Source organism: Collimonas fungivorans (assembly GCF_028292705.1).
GTDB lineage: Bacteria > Pseudomonadota > Gammaproteobacteria > Burkholderiales > Burkholderiaceae_D > Collimonas > Collimonas fungivorans_B.
In genome coordinates, this window is sequence record NZ_JAQGLV010000148.1 from 1 (window position 1) to 21,480 (window position 21,480).

Genomic DNA, 21,480 nt, shown 5'->3' on the forward strand with positions numbered 1-21,480 from the left:
GGTCGCCCTCGTTTTCACGATCTTCCTCATCCACCAGAATCACCATGCGCCCGGCACGGAGTTCAGCAATGATTTCCTCTGTTGTTGCAATTGACATGTTTCGCCTTGGAGATAACCGGCACGGAGGCCGCCTTGTGGGCAGCCTGGTCCAGCTTTGCTATAAATCTTGCTATGAAGGTTGTGGTTTATGCACCCGAGGTTGCTGCTGAGCAGCTCCGGTAAAGCAAACACAAACCAGAGGTCGCTATTTTAAAGGATTTAGCAGACTGAAAATGTTTTACGGACACCAGTTTGCCGCTGTTTTATGTCAAGACCCGGCCAAGACCCGGCCAAAACCCGCTATCGTCGGCATCCAGCCTGGTTTAGGCCGCTAATGGTTGCATGTTTGCCAATGCATCTGTCAGCAACCGAGGATCGCCCAGGGCCAGTCTTTTGGAGTCCGACAGCGCCTGCCGGAACGATTTGGCGCCCGGCATGCCGGCCATCAGGCCCAGCATGTGGCGGGTGACGCTGTTGAGGCGCAAACCCTTGCCGTCGTGCCCGTGCAGCGCCAGCTGCTGGCGGATATAAGGCAGCATGGCCTCGATCACCTCGGCGCGCGTCTTCGGCACGGCATCGGCGGCGCCGTAATAGCGGGAATCGAAATCGGCCATCAGGTAGGGATTGTGATAAGCCTCGCGGCCCAGCATCACGCCGTCGACATATTGCAGGTGGAAATCGATTTCTTCGGTAGTCTTGATGGCGCCGTTGATGATGATTTGCAGCTCAGGGAAATCGCGCGCCAGCTGGTAGGCGTATTCGTACTTGAGCGGCGGGATTTCACGATTTTCCTTGGGACTGAGCCCCTTCAGGATCGCATTGCGCGCATGCACGATGAAGGTCTGGCAACCGGCTTGCGCCACGGTGCCGACAAAATCGCGGACAAATTCATAGGATTCGGTCTTGTCGATGCCAATCCGGTGCTTGACGGTAACATCGATGCTCACCGCATCGCGCATCGCCTTGACGCAATCGGCCACCAGCTCAGCTTCCGCCATCAGGCAGGCGCCGAACGCACCCTTCTGCACCCGCTCGGACGGGCAGCCGCAATTCAGGTTGATCTCGTCGTAACCCCATTCCTGGCCCAGTTTGGCGCTTTTGGCCAGGTCGGCCGGCTCGCTGCCGCCCAGCTGCAGGGCGACCGGATGCTCTATGTCGCTGAAATCGAGATGGCGCGGCACGTCACCGTGCAACAGGGCGCCTGTGGTCACCATTTCGGTGTAGAGCCAGGTGTGGCGGGTGATCTGGCGGTGGAACACGCGACAGTGGCGGTCGGTCCAGTCCATCATGGGCGCCACGGAAACACGCCGTTTACTGTAATTCACTGATTTCATTAGGTTTTATGCTGATTTCGCACACATGCAATTCATGCGCTATTTTGCTTGATTTCTGGATATCTTGCCGTTCACCGCACGTGCACTTGCCGCGGGTGCTGTGGAAACAATCAGGAAACGAGGGTGTTCTGATTCGCGCAAATTCGGCGAAAGACCGTAGTTTATCAGCAAGTCGGCCTTCGCCAAAGGCCCTGCCCTAAACCTGCGACATCAAAGCCATTGAGGCAGATCCCACAAGCTTGCGCCACAAATAAAATGCCCAGCACGGCTCCTGATCCATGCTGGGCCTGGTTCAAGCTAAACGAGATGCAGAACGCTGCATCTCGCCCGGCTAGCGCCTTGCTTACTGCCGTGCAGGTGTATTTTCAGCGAAGTATTCGTGGTTATCAGCGTTATCGACTGCATTGGTCGGATTGCTGACAGCCAGGTTATGCGCGCCGGTCTGGCCGTACACATGGTCATCGGTGCCGGCCACCACGGTGAAGTGGCTGGTTTCATGGACCAGTGTGCCTGCCTTGGAATCGGTGCCGTTGGCTGGCGCATTCCAGTAGGCGCCGCACAGGTAAACCGTGTATGGCTGGTCTGGATAGACATAAGCGTAGGTGCCGGACTCGGTGCAGCTGCAGTCGAATTTATACGCCTGGGTGCCGAGCGCGCTGCTGAGGTTGGTGTAGTGGCTGGTGACCGTAGTATAACGGCCGCTGGTGACCGCGCCGAACCACCAGGTGTAGCGGCTGCCGGTGTTGTTCGCATTCAGATAGTTCTTGGAATTGGTAGCTATCGAAGTGGCGTCGGTGCGGGCTGTAGTCAGCGCGGTTTTCTGGCTGTTGCTGCAGCTGGCGAAGGTGGTGGATGCCGCTGCAGCGCCATTGATTGCGCCCAGCAGGTCGGAAGAAGCCAGCTTGGACGATGGCGCAGGACCGCCGTCGACCGACAGCGGGATCGCATTGGTTTCCAGCGTGACGGCAGGAGCAGCAGCGCCGCTGGCCTTGGCGGCGACGGCGTTACCGGCTTCGCGCACCAGGGTGTCGGCGCTGCGCTTGTACTTGATCACGTATTGGCCGGCGCGATACATCTCGTAGTAGGCGCTGAGGTCTACTTCAACCGCACGGCTTTCGTTCGGCTTGAGCGTGATGTAATCCTTGTCGGTAGCCGGTTTGCGTTTCACCAGGCGTCCCACATAACGCACCGGCTGGCCGCCCAAGGCGACGCTGAACAGGTCGCCGCTGACGCCGTTCAATGGCGTTTCCCAGTTCAGCACATGCAAGGGCGCGGCGCTGGTGTTGGTGATGGTGTAGAGCACCTTGCCGGAGCCCGCGGCGCCTTTCGCACTAGCCTCCTGCAAGGTCACTTCGATATCGCCCCGCGCTGCATAAGCCGAGCCGCTGACAACGATTGCTGCCACACATGTAACGCCTGCCAACCATTTTCGAAAACTGTACATGGATCACTCCTCTTGTAGAGTTAAATTAGCCCCTGCCTTGTGGGCATGGGGAAATTTATGCTAGCACGCACATTTCCAGGTGGAATCCTGTCAAAGTTGACAGGATGCTGCGGTCTTATAGGGGAAAACTGCGTTTATATGCGAAGCGGCTCCAAACGTACTACCATCGTCAGCAAGAGCCTGAAATCCGCCAACCGCGCCAAGGAGACGCCATGCCGACCACCCTGAATACCGATCACTTCTGGATGCCGTTCACCGCCAACCGCCAGTTCAAGAGCAAGCCGCGCTTGCTGGTCGCCGCTTCCGGCATGCATTACACGACCGACGACGGCCGCCAGATCCTCGACGGCACCGCCGGCCTGTGGTGCACCAATGCCGGCCACTGCCATCCGAAGATCGTCGAGGCGATCCAGCAGCAGGCGGCCAAGATGGACTTTGCGCCGGTGTTCCAGATGGGCCATCCGCTGGCCTTCGAAGCCGCCAGCGCGCTGGCGGCGATCGCGCCGGAGGGATTGAACCGGGTGTTCTTTTGCAACGACGGCTCGGAATCGGTCGATACCGCGCTGAAGATCGCGCTGGCGTATCACCGCGTGCGCGGCGACGGCTTGCGCACGCGTTTGATCGGCCGCGAGCGCGGTTATCACGGGGTCGGCTTCGGCGGCATTGCGGTGGGCGGCATCGCCGGCAACCGCAAGCATTTCGGTCCGACGCTGGCCGGCGTCGACCATTTGCGCCATCCGCTGGATATCGCGCGCAATGCGTTTTCACACGGCTTGCCGGAGCATGGCGCAGAAATCGCCGACGAGTTTGAACAACGCTTGCTGGCGCTGCACGATCCAGCCACGGTAGCGGCGCTGATCGTCGAACCGGTGCAGGGTTCGACCGGCGTGATCCTGCCGCCCAAGGGCTACCTGCAAAAGCTGCGCTTTATCTGCGACAAGTACGGCATTCTGCTGATTTTCGATGAAGTGATCACCGGCTTCGGCCGCCTCGGCGCGCCATTCGCGGCGGACTACTTCGGCGTGATGCCGGACATGATCTGCTGCGCCAAGGGCCTGACCAACGCCAGCGTGCCGATGGGCGCGGTGATCGTAAGGCAGGATATCCACGACGCCTTCATGAGCGCCGCCGGCGAAAACGCTATCGAATTCTTCCATGGCTATACCTATACCGGCCATCCGCTGGCAGCGGCCGCGGCGATCGCCACGATGGCGGTCTACAAGAGCGAAAACCTGTTCGACCGTGCAGCAGCGACAGCGCCCTATTTCGAACAGGCGGCGCACAGCCTGAAAGGCCTGCCTTTCGTCAAGGATGTGCGCAACCTGGGACTGGTGTGCGGGATTGAACTGGAGCCTATCGCCGGCAAGCCGGGCGCGCGCGCCTTCGATGCCTTCTTGAAATGCTTCTGGGAGAAAGGCGTGCTGATCCGCACCACCGGCGACATCATCGCCCTGTCGCCGCCGCTGATTATCGAGCCGGGACAGATCGATCAGTTGTTTACGGCAATCGGCGATGTGGTGAAGGAGCAGCATGCGGCGAGCTCGACAGTGGCCTGAACCCGGAAAGCAAAAAACCCGCCGATGCGTGCCCTGGACAAGGGCGCGGACCGGCGGGTTTTTAGTGGCGGGGCCCGAAGGCCCGGTTCACTCGACAGCTTACGCGTCGCGCGAAGCCTTTTTACGCTCATGTTCCTTCAAGTAACGCTTGCGCAGGCGGATGCTCTTCGGCGTGACTTCAACCAGTTCGTCGTCGTCGATGAATTCAACCGCGTATTCCAGCGACATTTCGATCGGCGGCACCAGGCGCACCGCTTCGTCGGTACCCGACGAACGGACGTTGGTCAGCTGCTTGCCCTTGATCGGGTTGACCACCAGGTCGTTGTCGCGCGAGTGGATGCCGATGATCATGCCTTCGTAGACCGGGTCATTGTGGCTCACGAACATGCGGCCGCGATCCTGCAGCTTCCAGATAGCGTAGGCAACTGCAGCGCCGTCATCCTGCGAGATCAGCACGCCGTTGCGACGGCCGCCCAGTTCACCCTTGGAAGTGTCAACCGGTGCGTATTCGTCGAACACGTGGCTCATCAGGCCGGTGCCGCGGGTCAGGGTCATGAATTCGCCCTGGAAGCCGATCAGGCCGCGTGCAGGAATGCGGTACTCGAGACGCACACGTCCCTTGCCGTCCGGTTCCATGTTTTGCAGGTCGCCGCGGCGACGGCCCAGTTCTTCCATGACGCCGCCCTGGTTGACTTCTTCGACGTCGACAGTCAGGTTTTCGTACGGCTCGTGGCGCACGCCATCAACCATCTTGAACACCACGCGCGGACGCGACACAGCCAGCTCGTAGCCTTCGCGACGCATGTTTTCGATCAGGATGGTCAGGTGCAATTCACCGCGGCCCGACACTTCGTAGGTCGAATCGTCGCCTTCAGCCTGCACCACGCGCAATGCCATGTTAGCCTTCAGTTCGCGGTCCAGGCGGTCCTTGATCTGACGGGTGGTGACGAACTTGCCTTCGCGGCCAGCCAGCGGCGAGTTGTTGACCATGAAGTTCATGGTCAGGGTCGGCTCGTCAACCTTCAGCATCGGCAAGCCATCCGGCGAGTCCGGTGCGCAAATGGTGGAACCGATGCTGATTTCTTCAATACCGTTGATCAGCACGATGTCGCCAGCCAGCGCTTCATCTGCCAGCACGCGGTCGAGGCCGCGGAAAGTCAGCACCTGGTTGATGCGGGCCTTGGTCGGCTTGTCGTCCGGACCGTTCATCCAGACCACGTCTTGCAAGGCTTTGATTTTACCGCGCAGGATACGGCCAACGCCGATCTTGCCGACGTAGGAAGAGTATTCCAGCGAAGTGATCTGCAGTTGCAGCGGGCCGTTAGGATCATCTTCACGCGCTGGAACGTGCTTCAGGATCGCGTCGAACAGCGGTTCCATGTTGCCGTCGCGGACGGTGTCTTCCAGGCCTGCGTAGCCTTTGAAGCCCGATGCGTAAATGATCGGGAAGTCCAGTTGTTCGTCGGTTGCGCCGAGCTTGTCGAACAGTTCGAAAGTGGCGTTCACAGCCTTTTGCGGATCTGCGTTTTCGCGGTCGATCTTGTTGACGACAACGATAGGCTTCAGGCCCAGGGCCAATGCTTTACGCGTCACGAAACGCGTTTGCGGCATCGGGCCTTCTTGCGCATCGACCAGCAGCAAGACGCTGTCGACCATCGACAAGACGCGCTCGACTTCACCGCCGAAGTCGGCGTGGCCTGGGGTATCAACGATGTTGATGTGGGTGCCCTTGTATTCGACTGCGCAGTTCTTCGACAGAATCGTGATGCCGCGTTCTTTTTCAATATCGTTCGAATCCATCACGCGTGCATCGACGTGCTGGTTGTCACGGAAAGTGCCGGATTGACGCAGCAATTGGTCAACCAGAGTGGTCTTGCCGTGGTCAACGTGGGCAATGATGGCAATGTTGCGGATGGCGCGAGGTGTGTTTGACATGGTCAGTTTGGAGATTGAATAACTTAGTAAGTGCGCAGGTAAGGATTGCGCAGAAAATATATAGCTACAAATGCGGCCAAAAATGCTCGCTAAGGCACTGCACAGAAGTACGGCAGATGTAGCGGAATTTGGGAGGCCGCGCATTATAGCATGACGCGGTGCACTACTTTATGAAAAGCCTTGTAATTTCAAAGAGTTGCTGTCTCAATCGCAGCACAGATATTGCCAAAAATATATTTTATGCAGGCTGCGCGGTGGCGATCAGGCGTTCGGGAGCAAGGACCCCGTACTCATGCAGTTGCGCGGTGCCCAGCAGTTGCCGGACAGATACTGCATCCGCAGGCTGCAGGTAGACTCGCACGCGTCCGGCGTCTGCCGGCAGGGCCACGCCTTCTTTCACCAGCGTCAGGCGCTGGCCTTGCAGGAAGCGCCTGGCCAGCGGTTCGGATAACAACACTTCAGGAAAAGTCAGCAGCAGACTGTCGACCGGCGCCAGCAAGGCGCTGCGCTCGGCCTGGCCGGTGGCGTCCAGCTGTTCCAGGGTGACGCAGCCATCCAGCGTCAGGTGCCCCACCTGGGTCCGCCGCAACTCCTGCAGATGCGCGCCGCAGCCCAGCGCCGCGCCGATGTCTTCGCCCAGCACACGGATGTAGGTGCCTTTGCTGCAGGCCACGCGCAAACGCAGGAACGGCGCCTCGTAGGCCAGGAATTCCAACGTGTGGATGCTGACGTCGCGCGCTTCGCGCTCCAGGGTAATGCCGGCCCGGGCGTATTCGTACAGCGGCTTGCCGTCGCGCTTGAGCGCCGAATACATCGGCGGCACCTGCTTGATCGGGCCGCGAAACTGCGCCAGCACGGCATCGATCTGTTCGCGGCTGACGCTGACATCCTTGCGCTCCAGCACCTCGCCCTCGGTATCGCCGGTGGTAGTGCTCACTCCCAGGTGGATCAGCGTCTCGTAAGTCTTGTCGGCATCCAGCAGGTCCTGGGCAAACTTGGTGGCCTCGCCGAAGCACAGCGGCAGCACGCCGGTGGCGAACGGGTCAAGGGTGCCGGTGTGCCCGGCCTTCTGCGCATTGAGCAAGCCTTTGGCCTTGATCAATGCATCGTTGCTGGAGAAGCCGACGGGCTTATCCAGCAGCAGGACGCCGTTGAGCGGAACACGGATTCTTTTGGGTGGGCGTGATGCCATGGTAGCGGGGGCAAAAAGGGGAAAGCGGAAACGGCCTGCCGTGCCAGGCCGCATCGAATTTTAACGGTGACCGTTAGTCAATTTATTAACTAAGCAATCGTTTAATCCTGGCCATCGTCCTTGGAACGGGTCGCATTCGCCAGGTCGATCAGGCGCGACATCTCGACGCCGCGGGCGGTCGAATTGTCATGGATGAAATGCAAGGCCGGCAAGGTATGGATAGACAGGCGGCGGCCGAGCTGGTTGCGCAGGAAACCGGCAGCCTGGGTCAGGCCCTTGACGGTATTCGCAATCGCTTCCAGGTCGTCGTTCAGCATTGTGAAAAACACCTTGGCATGGGCGTAATCCGGCGTCACCTGTACTTCGGTAATCGTGATCATGCCGACCCGCGGGTCTTTCAGCTCGAAGACGATGATCTCGGACAAGTCCTTCTGGATCTGGTCTGCAACCCGCAAACCGCGGCCAGGGATGGATTTACTATGTTTAGCCATGCTTTTATTCAGCGCTTCTACACGCTTTGTCTTTCACAAATGAACTGCCAACCAACCATTACACAGGTTACTACAAAATGAAAATCGGGCTGTTAGGCCCGATTTTCCTGCCTACGCACATTCCTGCCGTGCGTGTGCTTGCGTTATTACAGAGTCCGTGCGATTTCTTCGACTTCAAAGATTTCGAGGTGATCGCCTTCTTTGATATCGTTGAAGTTCTTCAGGGTCAGGCCGCATTCGAAGCCGGAACGGACTTCCTTGACGTCATCCTTAAAGCGTTTCAGCGAATCCAGCTCGCCTGTCCACAAGACCACGTTGTCGCGCAGCAGGCGGACCGAAGCGCCACGCTTGACCAGGCCTTCGAGCACGTAGCAACCGGCGATCGCGCCGACTTTGCTGACCAGCAGCACCTGGCGAATCTCGACCAGGCCGAGGTTCTGTTCGCGCTTCTCAGGCGACAACATGCCGGACATCGCTGCCTTGATCTCATCCACAGCATCGTAAATGATGTTGTAGTAACGGATGTCGACGCCGTTGGCTTCCGCCAGCTTGCGTGCCGATGCATCGGCGCGGGCGTTGAAGCCGATGATCACGGCCTTGGAGGCAACCGCCAGGTTGACGTCCGACTCGCTGATGCCGCCGACGCCGGCGTGCACCACTTGTACCCGGACTTCGCTGGTCGACAGCTTCTGCAAGGACTGGACCAAGGCTTCTTGCGAACCTTGCACGTCGGTCTTGATGATCATCGGCAAGTTCTTGACTTCGCCTTCGGCCATCTGGTCGAACATATTTTCCAGCTTCGCGGCTTGCTGCTTGGCCAGCTTCACGTCGCGGTATTTACCTTGGCGGAACTGACCGATTTCGCGCGCCTTGCGCTCGTCTGCCATGACCATGACTTCTTCGCCGGCAACCGGCACTTCCGTCAGGCCCTGGATTTCAACCGGAATCGACGGGCCGGCTTCGGAAATCGCCTTGCCGTTTTCATCCAGCATCGCACGGACACGGCCATAAGCCGAACCCGCCAGCACGACATCGCCGCGCTTCAAGGTGCCTGATTGCACCAGGATCGTTGCAACCGGGCCACGGCCCTTGTCGAGGCGGGCTTCCACCACCAGGCCACGGGCCGGCGCGGCAACCGCTGCTTTCAGCTCCAGCACTTCAGCTTGCAGCAGTACCTGTTCCAGCAAGTTGTCGATGCCTTCGCCAGTCTTGGCCGATACCGGCACGAACGGCGATTCGCCGCCGTATTCTTCCGGCACCACTTGTTCCGCGATCAGTTCCTGCTTGACGCGATCCAGGTTGCTGCCTGGCTTGTCGATCTTGTTGATCGCCACCACCAGCGGTACGCCGGCGGCTTTCGCATGGGCGATCGCTTCCTTGGTTTGCGGCATCACGCCGTCGTCGGCAGCGACCACCAGGATCACGATATCGGTCGCCTTGGCGCCGCGGGCACGCATGGCGGTAAACGCTTCATGGCCCGGGGTGTCGAGGAAGGTGATCATGCCGCGCGGTGTTTCCACGTGATATGCACCGATGTGCTGGGTAATGCCGCCGGCTTCGCCGGAGGCAACCTTGGCGCGGCGGATGTAATCGAGCAGCGAGGTCTTGCCGTGGTCGACGTGACCCATGACAGTGACCACCGGTGCGCGCGGCAGCAGTTCGGCGTCGGCATGTTCTTCGCCGTCGATCAGCAATGCTTCCGGATCGTCCAGCTTGGCTGCGTGCGCGGTGTGGCCCATTTCCTCGACCAGAATCATCGAAGTTTCCTGGTCCAGCACCTGGTTGATAGTGACCATCTGGCCCAGTTTCATCAAATGCTTGATGACTTCCGAAGCCTTGACCGACATCTTGTGCGCCAGTTCGGCGACGGTAATGGTTTCAGGAATATAAATATCCTTGATGACCGCTTCCGTCGGCACCTGGAAATTGCTTTCGTGATCGTCGTTGTGCGCATTGCGACGGCCCTTCGGACCGCCACGCCAGCCATCGCGACCGCCGCCGGTATTGCCGCGGGTCTTGATGCCGAGACCGCGCTTCTTGGCGGCATCGTCTTGCCAGGTGGAAGAGACGTTGGCGGACTTGATCGACTTCTTGTCGACCACGACTTTCTTGTCGTCTTTCTTCTCGCCAGGCTTCTTGTCGGCAGGCTTGTGCAACGTGCCTTCGGCAGTCTTGGCCGGGGCTGCGGCAGGCGCAACCGGCTCAGGCGCCTTGATGACGCGGCGCGGCGCATTCATCATGGCCTTGATCTGCGCCACTTCATCTTGCACGGCCTTGCGGGCGCGTTCAGTCGCGGCCGATTTCTCGGCAGCTTCCTTGGCGGCTAGCGCAACCTTTTGCTTGGCTTCTTCGTTCGCCAGGCGTTTCTTTTCTTCAGCTGCAGGATCTTCCTGCTTCTTGACGGCGGCGTCGGCAGAATTGGCGGAATCAGGCGCCGGCGCTTCGGCAGCTGCCTTCTTGGCTTCGCTTTCCGCTTTCTTGGCTTCGTTTTCCGCTTTCAGCGCAGCCTTGGCTTGCGCTTCCTTTTCCGCTTCCAGCTTGGCCAGGCGTTCCTGTTTTTCCAGCAGTTCGGCTTCCTGGCGAGCGATCAATTCGGCCTGGCGGCGCGTTTCTTCGATGCGGCGCGCCTGTTCGGCTTCGTCGACAACCGGTGCGGCAGGCGCAACCGGTGCTGCCGCAGCTTCGGCGATCGGCTCGTCACGCTTGACGAAAGTACGCTTCTTGCGCACTTCAACCTGGATCGTGCGCGACTTGCCGGTGGCGTCAGCCTGCTTGATCTCGGTGGTTTCCTTGCGGGTCAGCGTGATCTTCTTCTTTTCGCTGTCTGGAACCGCACCGTGCGAACGGCGCAGGTGTTCCAGCAGGCGATCCTTGTCTTCTTTCGACAAGGCGTCGTCAGTCGAATTTTTCTGGACGCCAGCCGATTGCAGTTGTGTCAGCAGGAGATCCGCTGGCATTTTCAGCTCGGTGGCAAATTGGGCTACATTGTTACTCGCCATTCAGTCCTCTTTTTCTATGTGGCGCGGCAGACGATACGGAACCTCTCGGATCACTCGATCACTTGGCTTCCGCTGTATTCCATGCCTTGGCCTGCAGGCCCTTGGCATGATCATCGTACTTGGCATCGATGAGTTTCATCTCATCGTCGGTCACATCTTTAAACTCTTGTTCAATCAAATGACGCGCACGGTCGGCTGATAAAGCCAGGATCGCGCCAAATTCGTCATAAGCCAGGGCGGCAAACGCAGCCAATGTCTTGACTCCTGCCAGTCCCAGCTTGCCGGCGGTAACCCGGTCCATGCCTTCGAAGTTGACCAGGGCATCTTCCATGCCTTCCAGTCCTTCTTCCGAAGCAATCGCTTCTGTCACCAGCGCATCGCGAGCCCGGTTACGCAATTCGTTGACGGTGTCTTCGTCAAACGAATCGATTTCCAGCATTTCGGTAATCGGCACGTAGGCGATTTCTTCCAGGCTGGCAAAACCTTCTTCCACCAGGATGTCGGCGACTTCCTGGTCGACGTCCAGTTTTTCCATGAACAGGGCGCGGATCGCGGCGGTTTCCACCGCCGATTTATCGGCCGATTCTTCCGCTGTCATGATGTTGATCTGCCAGCCGGTCAGTTCTGCAGCCAGGCGCACGTTCTGGCCGCCGCGGCCGATGGCGATCGCCAGGTTTTCTTCGTCGACCACGACATCCATGGCGTGCTTCTCTTCGTCAACCATGATCGAAGAAACGTTGGCAGGAGCCAGCGCGCCGATGACAAATTGCGCCGGGTCTTCCGACCACAGCACGATGTCGACGCGTTCGCCGCCCAGCTCGCCGGTCACAGCCTGCACGCGCGAACCGCGCATGCCGACGCAGGTGCCGATAGGATCGATGCGCTTGTCGGCGGTGAATACCGCGATCTTGGCGCGGACGCCAGGATCACGCGCCGCCGACTTGATTTCCAGCGAACCTTGTTCGATTTCCGGCACTTCCAGCTCGAACAGCTTCATGATGAATTCCGGTGCGGTACGCGACAAGATCACTTGCGGGCCGCGCGCATTGCGGTCGATACGCAGGATGAAGGCACGGACACGGTCGCCGATACGCAGGTTTTCCTTAGGAATCGTCTGGTCGCGCGGCAAGCGCGCTTCGATCTTGCCCGACTCGACGATGGCGTCGCCGCGTTCCATCCGCTTGATGGTGCCGGTAACCAGCGAATCGCCGCGTTCCAGGAAGTCAGCCAGGATCTGTTCGCGTTCAGCATCGCGGATCCGCTGCAGCACGACTTGTTTGGTGTCTTGCGCAAAACGGCGGCCGAAATCGACCGATTCGATCGGTTCTTCGATGTGGTCGTCGACTTCGACGTCTTCAATCTGTTCCTTGGCTTCGAACAAGAGGATTTCCTGGTCCGGCAGTTGCAGGCCGGCTTCGTCCGGTACTACGTGCCAGCGGCGGAAGGATTCGAATTCGCCGGTTTCACGATCGATCGTGACGCGGATATCGACGTCGCCCTCGTAGCGTTTTTTGGTTGCCTGTCCAAGCGCGTGTTCGAGCGCACCGAACACGACATCCCGATCGACGTTTTTTTCATGCGCGAGCGCATCGACCAACAATAAAATTTCGCGACTCATGCTTTGCGACTCCTAAAATCCACTTGCGGCACCAAGTGTGCCTTGTCTACGTCAGCGAGCGTGAAATCCAGCAGCGCCGACCCATCTTTTGTTTCAAATTCGATTTTCAAGTTCTCGCCATCCGGTTCACCCAGGACACCCTGGAATGATTTGCGATGTGCAGCGCCTGGCATCGGCACACGCAATTTCACGATGGCTTCCTTGCCGGCGAAACGCACATAGTCAGCCAGTTTCTTCAACGGCCGGTCCAGGCCCGGCGACGATACTTCCAGACGTTCGTACACGACGTTTTCCACCGTCAGCACATGCAGCAGTTGATGCGTCACTTTTTCGCAATCTTCTACCGTGATCTGGCCTTGCTCGGCATTTTCAGGCGTGAAGTCGATGTATACGCGCAACAAGCCACGCGCCGCCTTTTCGAATTCGACCAGCTCGTAGCCCATGCCAACCACGGTTGTTTCAATTAGCTCCAGCAACTGCAAAGCAACTCCCCATAAATATAACTGCAGGCCCGATAACTACAGGCCTGACGTCTGCACCCACACCTACAACTTAAAAGCAGCTAAAACGAAAAGCAAAAAAAAAATGGGCATCTGCCCATCTTCTTATCGTTTGTCATTTCGAGCAGTTTCACGAGATCGGCTGCGAATCAGCTCTTCGAGCATCCGAGCGGCTTAACTCTGCGCATTTTCTCGTTAATGACTTCTGTTAACTTGTAAATTATAAACGATTAGGCTATGGACCGCAACGTAAGCGAGCGCAGGAAATTTGCATTTATTGACAATCTGCCGTCAACAGACGGTAAATTGATCATTATTGCAACACTCCCTGCCACTTCTTTCCAGCCATCCAAAAGCGGCAAATGCCGCCAGGACGAAAAATCACCAATCAGCCGCGGGGACGGCGGCGCGGCCCGCCTTGTGCGCCGTAATGCCCGCCGCCGGTTTGTCCGCCAGCCGCCTTGTTGGGGCGTGCCGGACGCGCAAAACCATTACCGCCGCCATTGCGTCGCTGCTGCCCTGCATCAGGGAAACCCAACGCAGTCTGCAAAGGATCCGGCTGCCGGCTGCGTGGCGGCTGACCGCCGCTGCCGCCACCTTGCGGACGACCCTGGCCACCACCGCCAGCACCGGGGCCGCGGCCTTGATTGCCTCGCGGCTGACCGCCAAAGTTGCCACGCGGCTGGCCGCCAAAACCCTGGTCGCCGCCACGGTAACCACCGCCGCCCGGGCCTTGCGGAGCGCTATCCGCGCGATTGCCGTTAGGCTGGCGATCCTTGTTGAAATCGGGACGGCCTTTGCCGCCGCCGGCGCCTTGGCCAGCAGCCGGCTTGTCCAGGCCGTGCGCAGTCAGCATGTCGCGCACTGCGTTTTCATCCAGTTCTTCCCAGCGGCCGCGCTTGAGGCCGCGCGGCAGCGTCATGGCGCCGTAACGGGTACGGATCAGGCGCGACACGGTCAGGCCGATGGCTTCGAACATGCGGCGCACTTCGCGGTTGCGGCCTTCGCCGATCACCACGCGATACCATTTATTGATGCCTTCGCCGCCGCCGTCGGCAATTTTCGTGAATTGCGCTACGCCGTCTTCCAGCTCGACGCCGGCCAGCAGTTTCTGGCGCATGCCCTGCTCCAGCTCGCCCAGCGTACGCACTGCGTATTCGCGGTCGATGCCGTAGCGCGGGTGCATCAGGCGGTTAGCCAGGTCGCCGGAGGTAGTAAACAGCAGCAAACCTTCGGTGTTGAAGTCCAGCCGTCCGACGGCCAGCCATTTGGCGGCCTTCATGTTCGGCAAGCGGTCGAACACCGATGGCCGTCCGTCCGGGTCGTTGTGGCTGACGATTTCGCCGGCCGGCTTGTGGTATACCAGCACCCGCGGCGGACGCTTGCTGACTTTACGCTGCAGCAGCTTGCCGTTGATGCGGACTTGATCGGTTGGCAAGATGCGCTGGCCGATATGGGCCGGTTCGCCATTGACCGAAACCCGGCCGGCGATGATCAGTTCTTCCATGTCGCGGCGCGAACCGAGGCCGACATCCGCCAGGACCTTGTGCAATTTTGGTGCATCGTCCTCGGCGGTGAGGTCGCGCCGCACGCTTTTCGGCGCCTCGCGGCTGCCGGCGTCTTCCGCCGTCACCAGGGTGTCGAACGATTCGGAGGTGACAAACGAGAATACTTCGTCGGCGTCGCCGCCACGGCCAGGCTTGCCGCCGCGCGGTCCTTGCCCTGGCTTGCCGTTCTGCGCCTGCGGCTTCTTGCCCTTTTGCTGGCGCTCGCGCGAATTGCGCTCGCCGTTGCGGCCTGTAGTGTTATTACGGTCACCGCGCGGCTGGCGCGGTTCGCCGCTTGCCGGATTGTCGCCGGCTTGAGCTGCGCCTGGCTGGCCTTCCGCCACGGCGGCACTTCCCGTCTCAGCAGCGGAACTGGCCGCTGCCGCCGACTCTTGCGCGCGCTGGGCGGCGCGATTGCTGCGCAGGGCGCGCGGACCGCGCACGCCACGCTTGGCAGGCCGTTCCCTGGCTGGCGCTTCCGATATTTCCTGATTTGCAACAACCGGAATAACAACCGCCGGCGCCGCCTCCACCACAAATTCAACCGGAGCGCTCGGTTCAACCACGACCTGGACCTTCTTGCGCGGCGCAGCCTTGGGCTTGGCCGGCGCAGCTGTTTCGGGGGCGGCCGCTGTTTCAGCCGCGCCGGACTCGGCTGCCGCAACAGCTTTCTTGCGTGGCGCACGAGCCGGCTTGGCCGGCTCTGCCGCAGCATCGGCTGCCGGAACGGTGGCGTCCGCCGCAATCGGCGCATCGGCCGCAACCTTGCGCGCTCTAGGCTTTTTAGCTGGCTTCGGGTCAGTTGTGGCAGTCAGGTCGACGACCGGTGCATCATTGGAACTAGGTGGGTTCATTATTCAGGTGTTGGTTATGCCGACCTGGCGTGGCTTCATCATCCGAATCGGACGCGTGGTCGTTGGTGTGGGTTTCATTCGATGCAAGCGGCTCTATTTGCGAATGAGCAACTTCCTCATCCTCTGCCGCTGCATTTTCCGTCATGACTGCATCTACGACACTATCTTCTGTAGCTGGTTCTGCTGTCGGCAACTCATCGGCTGCAATATGGTCTTGCTCATCTTGGCTCAACTGCTCGGATTGAAGCTCGTCGGCGGCGGCATCTTCTGCTTCCAGCGCCGCGGCGGCGTCGAGCACTGCGCTGGCTTCAATACTCGCTTCCAGCGCCTGCAATTCAAGCAGGTTGCCTTCCTGCATGTCATTCCTGGCAACTTGCTGCAGCGGCGGCAGCTGGTCCAGCGAGGTCAGGCCGAGATCGTCCAGGAACTGCTTGGTGGTGGCAAACAATGCCGGGCGTCCGGGCACGTCGCGATGGCCGATGGCCTCGATCCAGCCACGTTCTTCAAGCATTTTTACGGTCTGCGAATTGACTGTCACGCCCCGGATTTCCTCGATATCGCCGCGGGTGACCGGCTGGCGGTAAGCAATGATCGCCAGGGTTTCCATGGTCGCCCGCGAATACTTCGGCGGTTTTTCCGGATTCAGCCGCTCCAGGTAGATCTTCATCTCGGGACGACTCTGGAAGCGCCATCCGGTCGACAGGGCAACCACCTCGATGCCTTTGTCGACCCAGTCTTCACGCAATTCTTCCAGCATCGATCTGATCGTATCTGCATTGATTTCGCCGTCTTCTTCGCCGCCGGCCATGTACAACTTTTTCAAGTCGTTAAGCGACAGCGGCTCGTGAGCGCAGAGCAATGCAGTTTCGAGGACTTTCTTGGCCTCAATAATATTCATGTACGACGTAGTTTATTTAAATTTTATTAAAAATTCGCAGAGCTCATGTTCAACGGCAGGCCAGGCCTGGTCAAAGAGAAAGCTGTTGATACTGCTGTCCAGCGCCCGTTAGAGGAGGATTAATGAGGGCGGGGACGATAAGACTGGAATAAGACGGGTAACTGCGCCGCTCGTTCTTTCAATTTTGATCTGACCGGCGCCGACGCTGTAACTATGCTACCGGAACCGATCCTGCTGCCAACCAAAAATGTTGAGAGACAGTTTAGCACAAAGCAGATGGGAAGGCGTACTGATCTTGAGGATGTGGTTATTTGACGATAGCCGGCGAACGGGAAATTGCCCCGATCCGCTATCGTCGGCGCCGGCAGGCTGCCGGCCCACTAATGTCGCCTGCTGGCAAGAAAGTTGCTTAATTAACTTCCACGATAGGTTGAGTAAGACCAGGGCGACACTACCAGGGGGACATGATAATTCTGATCGGCATGGGCAATCCCGAAAGCGAGCGTGACGCGGTCGACAAAACGCGGGCTTGGCAGGTCAATGCCTTGCGCGGCGAAATAGTCGCCGGCGGAGAACACCAGTTCATATTGGCCGGCCTGCATTTCCTCGCCCTGCAGCAAAGGCGCGTCGACCCGGCCGTCCTGGTTGGTGACGGCGCTCTTGAGCAGGTTGCGGCCGGCAGGAGTTACTGCATATAGTGCAATTTTGACACCGGCGCCCGGCTTGCCCTGGGTAATATCCAGAACGTGTGTACTTAATTTCCCAAAAGCGTTTCCCATGACAATTCCCTATATCGATTAGTTGAAAACGAGTATCGATCAAATGATATACCGCAGGGTCCAGGTCAATATACTATCCGGCATATATTAATCATGGCTGCAGCCCACATAATCCAGAACACCAGATCAATACTCCAGGCCAAGCAATGACTATCAACACCGACCCCAATTATCCGCGCGACATGACCGGCTACGGCCGCACGCCGCCGCACCCGCAATGGCCGAACCGGGCCCGGATCGCCCTGCAGTTCGTCCTCAACTATGAAGAAGGCAGCGAAAACTGCGTGCTCGACGGCGACGCCGGCTCGGAAACCTTCCTCTCCGAGATCATCGGCGCCCAGAGTTTCCCGGCGCGCCACATGAGCATGGAATCTATATACGAATACGGTTCGCGCGCCGGCGTCTGGCGTTTGCTGCGCATGTTTGAAGAGCGCCGCCTGCCGTTGACCGTGTTCGGTGTTGCGCGGGCGCTACAGCGCAACCCGGAAGCGACCGCCGCCTTCCAGGAACTGGGCCACGAAATCGCCTGCCACGGCCTGCGCTGGATCAGCTACCAGAATATCGACGAAGCGACCGAACGCGCCCATATCGCCGAAGCCGTCGCCGTCATCAAGCAGCTGACCGGCAGCGCTCCGCTCGGCTGGTACACCGGCCGCGATTCGCCCAATACCCGCCGACTGGTGCTGGAACACGGCGGCTTCAGCTACGACGCCGACCACTACGGCGACGACCTGCCGTTCTGGGAACAGGTCCAAGTCAGTAATGGCAACGGCGAAACCCTGGTCAAGCCGCAACTGATCGTGCCATACACGCTGGACACCAACGACATGCGCTTCGCCGCCATGCAGGGTTTCAATTCCGGCACCCAGTTCTTCGATTACCTGAAAGACGCTTTCGACGTGCTGTACCGCGAAGGCGATCCGCACGGCCTGAACCAGCCGAAAATGCTGTCGGTCGGCCTGCATTGCCGGCTGGTCGGCCGGCCCGGCCGCGCCGCCGCGCTGGCGCGCTTCCTCGATTATGTGCAGAGCCACGGCCAGGTATGGATCACCCGCCGCATCGACATCGCCGACCACTGGTGGGCGACCCATCCGTTTTCGGCATAATTTTTTTAACCCGCCGTGGCGGTTCCACGGACCTTGCTTGAACACGGACGCGTGTTGTTTCAGATGAATAAAACCAGAGATCCATTTTCCACTTATTTGCTATCTTATAAAAATCAGGAGACAGGGATGTACCCAGCTAAAAACAGATTACGAACACTGCAAGTTGCTGCCGCTCTCGGCGCAGCGGTCGCGCTGCCGGCGATGGCGCAAACTTCGGTGCAGGTCACCGGCCTGGTCGACACCTACGTCGGCTCGATGAAATACAGCGGCGACTCAGGACGCACCAATGTCGTCAACAGCGGCGGCCTGACCACCTCCTGGATCGGGTTCAAGGGCACCGAGGATCTCGGCGGCGGACTCAAGGCCAAGTTCAACCTGACCTCGTTCTTCCGCGCTGACACCGGCCAGGCCGGCCGCTTCGACGGCAATGAAACGCTGTTCTCGCGCGACGCCAACGTCGGCCTGATCGGCGGCTTCGGCGCCATCTCGCTGGGCCGCGACCTGGCGCCGAATTTCCTGCCGTCGATCCTGTTCAATCCGTTCGGCGATTCGTTCCAGCTGTCGCCGCTGATCCTGCACATGGACGTGCCTTGGTTCAATTCTTCCGGCTGGACCAACTCGGTCGCCGGCGATACCGGCTGGAGCAACGAAGTCATCTACACGACGCCAGACTTCGGCGGCCTGAAAGCCAACTTCCACTACCAGTTCGGTGAACAGGCAGGCAATACCGGCAAGAACAATATCGGCGCCAATGTCCTGTATTTCCACGGCCCGCTGGCGCTGACCGCCTACTACCAGCGCGTCAAGGTCAACAATCCGCTGGAACTGTCGCCAGACAATGTGCAGCCGGCCACCAATATCCCGCTGCCAAGCGGCATGGTCGCCGCCCGCCAGTCGGCATGGTTCCTCGGCGCCACTTACGATTTCACCGTGGCCAAGCTGTTTGCAACCTACGACCAGACTTCGCATGACATCGACCTGAAAGACAAGACGCTGCAGCTCGGCACCAGCATCCCGCTGGGCCAGGGCGCGGTGCTGGCTTCCTGGGCCAACACCAAGCGTTCCGGCGCCGCGGTGGGCGAATCGCTCAAACGCAATACAGCATCGCTGGGCTACGACTACAATATGTCGAAGCGCACCGACCTGTATGCGATCTATATGTACGACAAGATCACCGAGCAAACCGTCGGCAACAGCATTGCCCTGGGTATCCGCCATCGTTTCTGATAGGCGGACAATGCAATAATAAGGTGATACAGTAGTTGCACCCGATGCGCGCCGATCGCTTTACCGACCGGCGCGCATTTTAACGTTTGGATTCCCATGCCGGCAGATTCCACCATCAGCAGCGCCGAGTGGCAGGTACGCAAGGACCTGGCGGCCTGCTACCGCCTGTGCGCCCTGAAGCGCTGGGACGACCTGATCTACACCCACATCTCGGCCTCGGTGCCGGATGAACCGGGGCATTTCCTGCTGAACCCGTTCGGCTATCGTTTCGATGAAGTGTGCGCATCGAACCTGGTGAAGATCGATGCCCGAGGGCAGATCGTCGGCGCTTCGCCGTACCAGGTCAACGTCAGCGGTTTCGCGATTCATGGCGCGGTGCATGCGGCCAGGCCGGATGCCTTGTGCGTCATGCATCTGCACAATGTCAACGCGGTCGCGGTCAGCACGCTGGCCGATGGCTTGCTGCCGATTTCCCAGCACGCGCTGCGCTTTTATGAACAGATCGCCTATCACGACTATGAGGGCCTGGCGCTGACGCCGACAGAACAGGATCGCATGGTCGAGCGGCTGGGCCAGCTGCCGGCCATGCTGCTGCGCAATCACGGCAGCCTGATATGCGGCCGCACCGTGGCCGAGGCCTACGTCCTGATGGATACGCTGGACAAAGCTTGCGAAATCCAGCTCAAGGCCAATGCCGGCGGCGGCCGCCTGAACATGCCGTCGCAGGAAATTTGCCGCAAGACGCGCGACCAGCTGCTCGGCGACGGCAGCCCTGAAGGCCTGCTGGAATGGCCTGCCCTGCTGCGCCAGCTGGATGCCATCGCGCCCGGCTACCAGCACTGATCATTTTTTACAAAAAGGATTTTTATGCCGACTTTTAACGTACAACTTTTCGAAGGCCGCAGCGCCGAGCAAAAGCGCGCTTTTGTCAAAGCCATCACCGAAGTCACCTGCCAGACGCTGGACTGCGGGCCGGAATCGGTGGACATCATCATCCAGGAAGTGAAACTCGAAAACTGGGCTACCGCCGGCAAGCTGTGGTCCGACTGAGCTTGTAAAACCTCGCCGCATAAAAAAAGGAGCCGAGGCTCCTTTTTCATTTACCGCAGCACTTGTCAGATAAATTCGTCAGACAAATTCGCCGATCTTCTCGACCACCGCATTACGCACCGAACCGCTCACCACAAACGATTGCGCCACCGCGATATCGTTGTGGAACCAGCGGTCACCTTCCAGGCACGCCGGGATCTGGCGGCGGATTTCCTGGTACGCCGCTTGCGTGCCTTTGCCCAACACAAAACCGGGCAGCAGATCTTCCGTCATGGTCAAGGCCTGCGCCGCCAGCAGCATCTCGACGCCGATGATGTATTGCGTGTTCGCCACCACCGTCGCCGCCTTGCGTGCGCACCAGGTCGAGTTCGAGACGTGGTCTTCGCTGTTGCCCTTGGCCGGGATGCTGTCGACGCTGCCCGGCATGCACAGGGTGCGGTTTTCCATCACCAGCGAACTGAGCGAACATTGCACCACCGGATAACCGGTGTTGACGCCACGCACGCCGCTCATCAGGTTGCGCGGCAGGCCCCACGACAGGGTCGGATCGATCAGGCGCGCCACGCGGCGCTCGCAGATGCTGCCGAGGTCGGTGATCGCCATGGCCAGCAAATCCATCGCCTGCGCCAGGTACTGGCCGTGGAAATTGCCGCCGGAGATGATCTCGAAGCCGCCGCCTTCCTCTTCGTTTTTGCTGAAAATCAGCGGGTTGTCGGTGGCGGAGTTGATTTCCTTGTCGACAATGTTGTCGATGTAGTCAAGGGCATCGAACACCGGGCCGTAGACTTGCGGCGAGCAGCGCAGCGAATACACATCCTGGATACGGGCTGAGTAAGGAATATCGGTGCGGCGCAGTTCTTCCGGAAACTGCACGGCGCGTGCTTCATGCGTGGTGCGGGTCGAACCGGACA

General features: G+C 59.5%; 18 protein-coding genes. 5 read left to right on the forward strand and 13 right to left on the reverse strand.

Annotated elements, in window-relative coordinates; translation table 11 throughout:
* The 3 genes from JWQ61_RS07465 to JWQ61_RS07475 form a co-directional block, all read right to left on the reverse strand.
* A partial coding sequence (locus JWQ61_RS07465) for a 3,4-dihydroxy-2-butanone-4-phosphate synthase (protein ID WP_304359981.1) occupies positions 1-97 on the reverse strand: 97 nt, incomplete at its 3' end.
* A 265-nt stretch (positions 98-362) separates the two neighbouring features.
* Complete coding sequence (gene dusA, locus JWQ61_RS07470; protein WP_304359967.1) at positions 363-1,364, reverse strand: tRNA dihydrouridine(20/20a) synthase DusA; 1,002 nt, start codon at positions 1,362-1,364, stop codon at positions 363-365.
* A 352-nt stretch (positions 1,365-1,716) separates the two neighbouring features.
* Positions 1,717-2,778: a M35 family metallo-endopeptidase gene (locus tag JWQ61_RS07475; protein WP_304359968.1), complete on the reverse strand. Its 1,062-nt coding sequence runs from the start codon at positions 2,776-2,778 to the stop codon at positions 1,717-1,719.
* A 251-nt stretch (positions 2,779-3,029) separates the two neighbouring features.
* Between JWQ61_RS07475 and JWQ61_RS07480 the strand changes: the two genes are divergently transcribed.
* The gene (locus JWQ61_RS07480; protein WP_304359969.1) at positions 3,030-4,373 is read left to right on the forward strand and encodes an aspartate aminotransferase family protein; all 1,344 of its coding nucleotides are present in this window, start codon (positions 3,030-3,032) and stop codon (positions 4,371-4,373) included.
* 99 nt (positions 4,374-4,472) lie between these two features.
* On the opposite strand, the gene typA is transcribed toward JWQ61_RS07480, so the two are convergent.
* The 9 genes from typA to uraH form a co-directional block, all read right to left on the reverse strand.
* A complete protein-coding gene (gene typA, locus JWQ61_RS07485; RefSeq protein ID WP_304359970.1) occupies positions 4,473-6,308 on the reverse strand; it encodes a translational GTPase TypA in 1,836 nt (611 codons plus the stop codon).
* Positions 6,309-6,546: 238 nt separating this feature from the next.
* Positions 6,547-7,500 carry a tRNA pseudouridine(55) synthase TruB gene (gene truB / locus JWQ61_RS07490; protein WP_304359971.1) on the reverse strand — a complete coding sequence of 318 codons (954 nt, stop codon included), beginning with the start codon at positions 7,498-7,500 and terminating at the stop codon, positions 6,547-6,549.
* A gap of 101 nt (positions 7,501-7,601) precedes the next feature.
* Positions 7,602-7,991 carry a 30S ribosome-binding factor RbfA gene (rbfA, locus tag JWQ61_RS07495; RefSeq protein ID WP_014007418.1) on the reverse strand — a complete coding sequence of 130 codons (390 nt, stop codon included), beginning with the start codon at positions 7,989-7,991 and terminating at the stop codon, positions 7,602-7,604.
* A 146-nt stretch (positions 7,992-8,137) separates the two neighbouring features.
* Positions 8,138-10,990, reverse strand: a complete 2,853-nt coding sequence (gene infB, locus JWQ61_RS07500; protein ID WP_304359972.1) for a translation initiation factor IF-2 — start codon at positions 10,988-10,990, stop codon at positions 8,138-8,140.
* A 58-nt stretch (positions 10,991-11,048) separates the two neighbouring features.
* Entirely contained in the window at positions 11,049-12,608 is a 1,560-nt protein-coding gene (nusA, locus tag JWQ61_RS07505) for a transcription termination factor NusA (RefSeq protein ID WP_304359973.1), read from the reverse strand.
* Positions 12,605-13,090: a ribosome maturation factor RimP gene (gene rimP, locus JWQ61_RS07510; protein WP_061541335.1), complete on the reverse strand. Its 486-nt coding sequence runs from the start codon at positions 13,088-13,090 to the stop codon at positions 12,605-12,607. The genes nusA and rimP overlap by 4 nt, the downstream gene beginning before the upstream one ends.
* Positions 13,091-13,496: 406 nt before the next feature.
* Complete coding sequence (gene rluB, locus JWQ61_RS07515; protein ID WP_304359974.1) at positions 13,497-15,509, reverse strand: 23S rRNA pseudouridine(2605) synthase RluB; 2,013 nt, start codon at positions 15,507-15,509, stop codon at positions 13,497-13,499.
* Positions 15,496-16,407 carry an SMC-Scp complex subunit ScpB gene (gene scpB / locus JWQ61_RS07520; RefSeq protein ID WP_304359975.1) on the reverse strand — a complete coding sequence of 304 codons (912 nt, stop codon included), beginning with the start codon at positions 16,405-16,407 and terminating at the stop codon, positions 15,496-15,498. The genes rluB and scpB overlap by 14 nt, the downstream gene beginning before the upstream one ends.
* Positions 16,408-16,820: 413 nt before the next feature.
* A complete protein-coding gene (gene uraH / locus JWQ61_RS07525; RefSeq protein WP_120234696.1) occupies positions 16,821-17,186 on the reverse strand; it encodes a hydroxyisourate hydrolase in 366 nt (121 codons plus the stop codon).
* A gap of 146 nt (positions 17,187-17,332) precedes the next feature.
* Between uraH and puuE the strand changes: the two genes are divergently transcribed.
* The 4 genes from puuE to JWQ61_RS07545 all read left to right on the forward strand — a co-directional run bounded on the left by puuE (position 17,333) and on the right by JWQ61_RS07545 (position 20,569).
* The gene (puuE, locus tag JWQ61_RS07530; protein WP_304359976.1) at positions 17,333-18,292 is read left to right on the forward strand and encodes an allantoinase PuuE; all 960 of its coding nucleotides are present in this window, start codon (positions 17,333-17,335) and stop codon (positions 18,290-18,292) included.
* A gap of 126 nt (positions 18,293-18,418) precedes the next feature.
* The gene (locus JWQ61_RS07535) at positions 18,419-19,519 is read left to right on the forward strand and encodes a porin (RefSeq protein ID WP_304359977.1); all 1,101 of its coding nucleotides are present in this window, start codon (positions 18,419-18,421) and stop codon (positions 19,517-19,519) included.
* Positions 19,520-19,615: 96 nt separating this feature from the next.
* On the forward strand, positions 19,616-20,362 hold the full coding sequence (locus JWQ61_RS07540; protein ID WP_304359978.1) for a class II aldolase/adducin family protein: 747 nt from the start codon (positions 19,616-19,618) through the stop codon (positions 20,360-20,362).
* Between the two features lie 24 nt (positions 20,363-20,386).
* A complete protein-coding gene (locus JWQ61_RS07545; RefSeq protein ID WP_304359979.1) occupies positions 20,387-20,569 on the forward strand; it encodes a 4-oxalocrotonate tautomerase in 183 nt (60 codons plus the stop codon).
* Positions 20,570-20,647: 78 nt separating this feature from the next.
* On the opposite strand, the gene JWQ61_RS07550 is transcribed toward JWQ61_RS07545, so the two are convergent.
* Positions 20,648-21,480: aromatic amino acid ammonia-lyase (locus JWQ61_RS07550; protein WP_304359980.1), on the reverse strand; the 833-nt coding region annotated here is incomplete at its 5' end.